The sequence below is a fragment of the Bacteroides sp. CAG:633 genome (assembly GCF_000435115.1).
GTDB classification, from domain to species: domain Bacteria; phylum Bacteroidota; class Bacteroidia; order Bacteroidales; family Bacteroidaceae; genus Bacteroides; species Bacteroides ndongoniae.
Genome location: NZ_FR883024.1, coordinates 20,852 through 27,346, shown reverse-complemented (window position 1 = coordinate 27,346; position 6,495 = coordinate 20,852). Strand labels below are relative to the sequence as shown.

The following is a 6,495-nucleotide window of genomic DNA, read 5'->3' as shown; positions in this document are numbered from 1 at the left end:
AATTTATCGAATGAAATCAAAACAGCTTCTTATGACTGCATCAATTTATTAATCGCTAATAATCAAACTTATATATTATTTCATATCGAATTCACGTTAAATATTACAGTGTTATTGCAAGCGTAAATAATAGTTCACGCCCACGCAGTTTGTAACCATAGATGTAAGTATTGATAGAATCGTATATCGTATAGCTATATGCATCTTGGTTTAACGCGTTTTGCAAGTTCAGATTAAACCTGAAAGCTTTGAATAACCAAGTTATGCCAAAATCAAGCAAGCCCGTTGTTTTACTCTGATTTTCTGTTAAGTCCTTTTTCACGATGTCTGATGAAGCGGACAATATAAAGGACTGTACCGGTGTGATTTTTAATGAGATTTTATGTACTTGCGACCAATAACTTCTCTTGATTTCCTCATAGTTCAAAAAAGTTTTGCTTATTTCACCGGAATAATCCAATTCGACATATTTGCATGGCTGCGAGGTCAATGTAGAGGAAATGCCGACACTTTGCCAAGAATAGGTTGTGAGCAAGCTGTTCTGCTCTGCCTGCTGTTGTCTCCATATATACAGTCCATTTAATGAAATTTTTGTCTTTATGGATTCAATTTGCTTGGTAATGCCCAGTTGGGCCGTTATGTTATGGGTATTGTTGGGCATATACAGGTAAGTTGACTGAATCAAGTCTGATGTTACCTTATGGGATGCCAGCAGATTGTTATGCTCACGTTGGTACATGATGTCAGCATTGACAAACCACATATCCAATGGTATCTTATAGTCATAGTGCAGGTTTGCCATCAACGATTGATTGTCCTGCAGAATGCCGGAACTGATTTTTTGAGTTATGTTGTCCGTCTGCACTGGGAACGTCAGGAAGTCCAGAATGTCCCCAAAGTTTCGTGTATAGGCTACTTGCGTCCTGAATGTAGAACGGCTGCTGAATTTATAGTTGAAATAAATTCCAGGACATACGGAAAAGAAACTGAATTTATCTTTTTCATTCTGTATGTAATTCTTGTTGTATATGTAATCTATCCGCATCGGTACGTCAGCCCGAAAGACATAGATGCGTTTCGGATGGGTATATTCATAGCGCGGAGCAAAAGCAACACTCAAATTACCACCTGTCATATCGTTCTTATTGGCTGTATTCTCTCGGTAGGACTGTAAATCTGTTTGTATTTTATCTGCCGAATAGTTCAGTGACAGTGGAAAATGAAAACGCGAGTTCTTGAAATCATAAATAACAGACAGGAGGTTCTTGGTCTGAAAGCTCAAGCTGTTTACATGCTGATGAATGTCGTTTCCTTCGTTTGTGACAGTAAGCCTGACTTGTGGAGTGTTGAATAACAGCACGGATGATGACAACCTCCAGCGCAGTTTCTTCCTGCGCCAGCTATATGAAAAATCATTTCCTACATAGTAGTCACACATGGACTGTTGCTGCATAAGTGTCTGGCCGTTTTCCGTAGTCGGCAAATCGTTGCGCAGGAACGTGGCCTTGCCAAATAGAGAATTATCAAGATAGCTTGTCGATGCATTGTTTTTATAAACGATGGAGAAACTGGGAGTATGACTGGTTGACAGCGAATTTATACCTTGGTCGATGATTATATTTTCATCCCCGTCATAGAAATTGCGTTGAATATCATAATCATATTGGCTTTTGTAATAGCTGTAATCGACGTTTCCACGCAATGTGGCTGTTTCTGTTATTTTTTGAATAAAATTGACTGAAAACATGCGTTCGGCAGGCGAGGCATACCGGTCTTTGTCCATCGGTGGAGTGGAAGCCGATACATTGCCCATCAGTTTTTCAGCCTTGGACTCTTCTTTGATTCCCCCGATAAGGGAAGTCACTTCATCTGAAGCAAATGAATGTACATTCCCGATTTTCAATGTGGCAATTGTCTGGAACTTGGGCTTGAAAAGCATGCCGGCCCCGCTTGCCTGATATAGCCAGTCTTCACCATATCCGACAGAGCCTTCATACGTTCCAATGGGTTTAAAACGTGCATTGCTGTTCATGTGGATATTGATGGCCACGTCATCTGAAAAAATGTCCTTATTCATGTTTATGGCCTGATGATTATTCAGCACCTGAACAGAATTTACGTACGAGGCAGGTATATTTGTGGTCGCTATGTTATATTTCCCGCCAAGTAAATCCAGACCGTCAATGTAAAAGCTTGAGATGTCTTTCCCCAGGTATTTGATTTTGCCCGATTCTTCTACGTTTATGCCCGGAAGCTTTTTCAGGGCGTCTTTCAATGTATAGTCACTTTGAGTGGTATATGCAGAAAGATGAAAGGACAAGGTATCACCGCGCTGGTAGATGGCCGGGGCCTTTACGACCACTTCTTTCAATTCCGTCGCTTTTTCTTTCATTGTAAGGTTGCAGGTCTGGGACATATTCAAGATTTCGTTTTCCACAGATTCATATCCCATCGACTCGGCGATTAGCCTGACTTTTTTTGAACCAGTATGAAAGGCAACATTAAAATGTCCCTTGTCAGAAATTGCATAGGCAATGACGGTGCTGTCCGCAGAAATTTTGATGATCGCACCGTCGATGCCTGCGCCGGAAACATCTCTAAGCATTCCTTCTACCCGGCTTTGAGAAAAAGCGATGCCTGTAATAACGCAAAATAATATACTGAAGAATAAACGCATAGCCAAATTTTCATTCTAATTCCAAGGGAATGTAACCATTGGGGCGAATCCGCAACTGTACACCGTTGATAAGGATGGAACTTTTCCCTTCTTCATCCTTTTGCACCGTCATATCACTGATTGATTCCAGTGGAATGTTTGTCATGGGGTCCTCTTCAAATTTGTTTTTGCTTTTGACAAACTTGTCTCTTTCTACGGTCACTATGTTGGGTATATCCGGCAAAGCTATTGGCAATGTGCCCTTGCGGAAAGTAATGGCTTCAAAACGGTGTATGTTCTCCGTATCATGAGCCAGCATTACGAGGCCGGGAAGACCACAAAATTTCCAAGGTCCGTAAGTGGTCGGTATGTCCGGTGTGTACCACACGACCCATTTCCTTCCTCCGTATTCACCCGTCGCTTTTTTGCAAACGTATCCACAGACGGTATCGGTTTCATTGCCTAAGCTCCACTGTATCGGACGGAGTTTTTCCTTATACATATAATAATCCGGCGGTATTACACTGTAAACAGACATTTCCCCTTGCGGATGGTTCTGCAATACCGTCTGGTCGAAAAACAAACTGTTCCTTATTTTCTGCATCTGGTATTTTTTTATATCCTCGTCGGAAGCATGGGGGCTGGCGTTGACAGAATCGGACTGGAATGCCGTGTAATCTATAAAGCAGGAGCAATCACGTCCTATCTGTAAAATAGTCGTATAGGTGTCCGTAATGGATTTTGAGTTTGTCACCTTATATTCGTACAGGCATTCATAATCTGTCGGGAACGTGTTGCTTTGTTGTGCGGACAATGACAAGGAAAGTCCCAGACCTGCACTGAGAATTAGAAAATGTTTCATATACAATAAGTTTTATGGAGTTAATATCTGTTGATGGTTATTTATATTGAACGTATTTTCATAAGAATATTCGCATTACTTTTTTTGTGCAAAGGTATCGGGGCCGTGACAGACTGAGAAAAATAATCATTATCCTATTCTTATAGAATTATTATTAAATTATTATGGCCGATTAATATTGCCTTGCCCATGCTGTCCATTCAATTCAAATTGCCATATATTTGCATCATGGAAAAAAGAATCAAAATACTGAATTATCTGACAGTAATTGTCATCGTGTTATTTGCCATCGTACAGGGCAAATGGCTTTATTCCCGATATAAGTACACGGTACAAACCTGTGCGGATACACTTTACAGTCGTGTATTTGAATCCGTTGATGAATACAACAAGGTGCGTCAGAGTGCGGTGAATAACGAAATTGCCGTTGAATATACGACCAGACGGTTTGTAAAAGGAGATACTGAGATGTTTTTATTTGATATCTATACGGCAGATATGCGCCGGTGTTCGGCAATTGATTCACTTTCGGCTGATTTGTTTTCCCGAATATATGAAACGCAACACCCTGACTGGCTGGATAGAGAAGTGCAAGTGATTGTTGTCAAACAGGATCGGAAAGAATCGGAGGTTCTTGATGCGATAGAGCGCAACTGTCTTAACAGACGGTTCCCGTTTTCAGCTGAGAAGCTCGACACGATAATGCAGTCTAACAACATCAGGCTCGATACCATTTTCACCGAAACGGCGGACTCGATAGTCTGGGAAGCTTCCCGTACGGAATGGGGGTCGTTGTTCCATCCTGTACTCTCCATAACCTATCCCTACGACATTCTTGGTAAGAAGCTGGTACGGATGGATTGCCCAATTGCATTGCCGCTGATTATAAGAGAAATGTCGGATATTCTGTTCTTTTCATTCGCCTTATCTGTTTTATTGGTTGTTTGCCTTGTTGCACAAATTGCCACGATCCGCAAACAGCGTAAAATAGAAAATCTCCGGTCAGACTTTATACAAACCATGATTCACGAACTGAAACGTCCGATTGCAACGCTTAAGATGTGTGTCTCCTATATGGGTAATGAACGCCTTATGAAAGACATTGCGGGCCGGCAAATGGTCGTAGCGGATTCCCATACGGCATTGGACAGCCTGTCTGCTTTGTTTTCCAAACTGAGGGATTTGACCTTCAGCAAGGCAACCGAGATACCACTTAATATTTCAGCATTCAGTCTGCACGATTTGCTGGATGCGTGTATCCATAAACTGAATGTACCAAGTGACAAGAATGTCCATATCGTTGTTCTTCCCCACGAGGATATGATTATCACTGCTGACAAGATGCACATGATTAATATTATCGACAATCTGTTGGAGAATGCAGTAAAATACTCGCGCGAAAAGGCTGAAATCGAAATAGATTATCGGAAATGTGACAATGACCACGTCCGTCTCTCAGTTAAAGATAATGGATTGGGCATTCCTAAATCAGAACAAGAACATGTTTTTGAAAAATTCTATCGTGGGCGGATTGGCTTTGATAAAAACATAGCAGGCATGGGACTCGGACTGGCTTATGTCCGCATGCTTGTTGAAGCACACCGGGGTAATATACGCATAGAAAGTGAGCTGAATCATGGAAGTTCTTTTATTATAGAGTTACCACAATGAATAAAAATGAAATACATATTTTGTTGGTTGACGATGACAGGCAGAACTCATTGCTTTTGAAACGTTTCTTGGAGCTCGAAGGATATTCGGTAGCCTACGCTTCCGATGGGGCTGCGGCATGGGAAATGTATAACCACCAACATCCCGACTTGATATTGCTGGATGTGAACATGCCTGTAATGAACGGATTCGAACTTGCACAGAAAATCCGTGAAACGGATAATGAGGTATTCCTGTTTTTTCTGACTGACCGTACGGAAAAGGCAGACCGGCTGAAGGGCTTCCACTTGAAAGGCAATGACTATATTCCCAAACCGTTTTATCCTGAAGAGCTGATTGCGAGAATTGACGAACGGTTTGAAAACAGGAAAGTTGATGTTCAATGTCGCTATATGATTGGGAAAACATTATTTGACAGCCAAAATTCATCAGTCACATACGATGGGATAACCCGTAATCTATCGGCACGTCAGACGGATATTCTGGTCCTGTTGTCACGAAGTGTCGGCATACTGGTGACGCGGGATGAAATTCTGAATCAGGTATGGGGCGACATCAGCTATTCTAATTCCATGTCTTTGAATGTGCAAATTACTTATTTACGGCATATTCTTGCTCCTGATAATGCCATTAATATTGTTTCTGTTAAGAAAAAAGGATATATTCTTCAGATACAATGACAAGCTACAAAGAATAAGTCTTTGATCTCATGGTTTGATTGGACAATCAATATGCTAACATAATAACCATGATCTCAGCGTCACACCCAAAGGACTTTATTGCAATCGTTTAAGCAAAAGGATCATTCTCGTTAGCATCCTCAAATCAGCCTCAGATTGGCCGCGATGCCCACGGCCTCAGTGATGTTTTCTGCGTGTAGCTTCTCGAAGAGTTTCTTCTTGTGGAACTAATCGGCCCCTCTATTGGGTACAGCTTACTTCCATAAAAAACTATAACCTTGAAGTTCGCTCTTGCAAGCAGGAACGGCTGGGGCTTACGATTGCATAGTCATGAAAAAATTGTTATACATCTTTCTGCTGCAGATTTTTTCCCATTTTCTTATCGTATGCCTGACCTCTGGGCACCAGATAGAGAAACATGACGCAGTCATCCACTATCTGTACATGATAGCTGAAGAAGGCACGATAACTGCCTATTCTCAGACGGTAGATAAACTCAAAATCTACCAGTTTCTTGCAGTCCGTCAGTTCCTCGATGTTTCCGGCATTGATAACTTCCTGTACTGCCTGACGCACTGAATCCAGCATTTTTCCGGAGAGTTTGCGGACTGCCTTTTCAAACTCCT

At 41.6% G+C, this 6,495-nt stretch carries 5 protein-coding genes; 2 read left to right on the top strand and 3 right to left on the bottom strand.

Going from position 1 to position 6,495, the window contains the following annotated elements; all coding sequences use genetic code 11:
• Nucleotides 1-103: 103 nt before the first annotated feature.
• Nucleotides 104-2,605 carry a hypothetical protein gene (locus tag QVP67_RS04040; protein ID WP_288179886.1) on the bottom strand — a complete coding sequence of 834 codons (2,502 nt, stop codon included), beginning with the start codon at nucleotides 2,603-2,605 and terminating at the stop codon, nucleotides 104-106.
• An 82-nt stretch (nucleotides 2,606-2,687) separates the two neighbouring features.
• Nucleotides 2,688-3,518 carry a GLPGLI family protein gene (locus tag QVP67_RS04035; RefSeq protein ID WP_022162269.1) on the bottom strand — a complete coding sequence of 277 codons (831 nt, stop codon included), beginning with the start codon at nucleotides 3,516-3,518 and terminating at the stop codon, nucleotides 2,688-2,690.
• A gap of 228 nt (nucleotides 3,519-3,746) precedes the next feature.
• On the opposite strand from QVP67_RS04035, the gene QVP67_RS04030 reads away from it, so the two are divergent.
• On the top strand, nucleotides 3,747-5,189 hold the full coding sequence (locus tag QVP67_RS04030; RefSeq protein ID WP_288179885.1) for a sensor histidine kinase: 1,443 nt from the start codon (nucleotides 3,747-3,749) through the stop codon (nucleotides 5,187-5,189).
• Entirely contained in the window at nucleotides 5,186-5,869 is a 684-nt protein-coding gene (locus QVP67_RS04025; RefSeq protein WP_022162267.1) for a response regulator transcription factor, read from the top strand. The genes QVP67_RS04030 and QVP67_RS04025 overlap by 4 nt, the downstream gene beginning before the upstream one ends.
• Nucleotides 5,870-6,211: 342 nt before the next feature.
• Here the strand turns inward: QVP67_RS04025 and QVP67_RS04020 are convergent, their stop codons facing one another.
• Entirely contained in the window at nucleotides 6,212-6,457 is a 246-nt protein-coding gene (locus tag QVP67_RS04020; protein WP_394331803.1) for a hypothetical protein, read from the bottom strand.
• Between the last annotated feature and the right edge of the window lie 38 nt (nucleotides 6,458-6,495).

Bases quoted from the DNA above. Each gene is read 5' to 3' on its own strand.
- QVP67_RS04040 (WP_288179886.1), bottom strand. From the start codon at position 2,605: ATGCTTAGAGATGTTTCCGGCGCAGGCATCGACGGTGCGATCATCAAA.
- QVP67_RS04035 (WP_022162269.1), bottom strand. From the start codon at position 3,518: ATGAAACATTTTCTAATTCTCAGTGCAGGTCTGGGACTTTCCTTGTCA.
- QVP67_RS04025 (WP_022162267.1), top strand. From the start codon at position 5,186: ATGAATAAAAATGAAATACATATTTTGTTGGTTGACGATGACAGGCAG.
- QVP67_RS04030 (WP_288179885.1), top strand. From the start codon at position 3,747: ATGGAAAAAAGAATCAAAATACTGAATTATCTGACAGTAATTGTCATC.
- QVP67_RS04020 (WP_394331803.1), bottom strand. From the start codon at position 6,457: ATGCTGGATTCAGTGCGTCAGGCAGTACAGGAAGTTATCAATGCCGGA.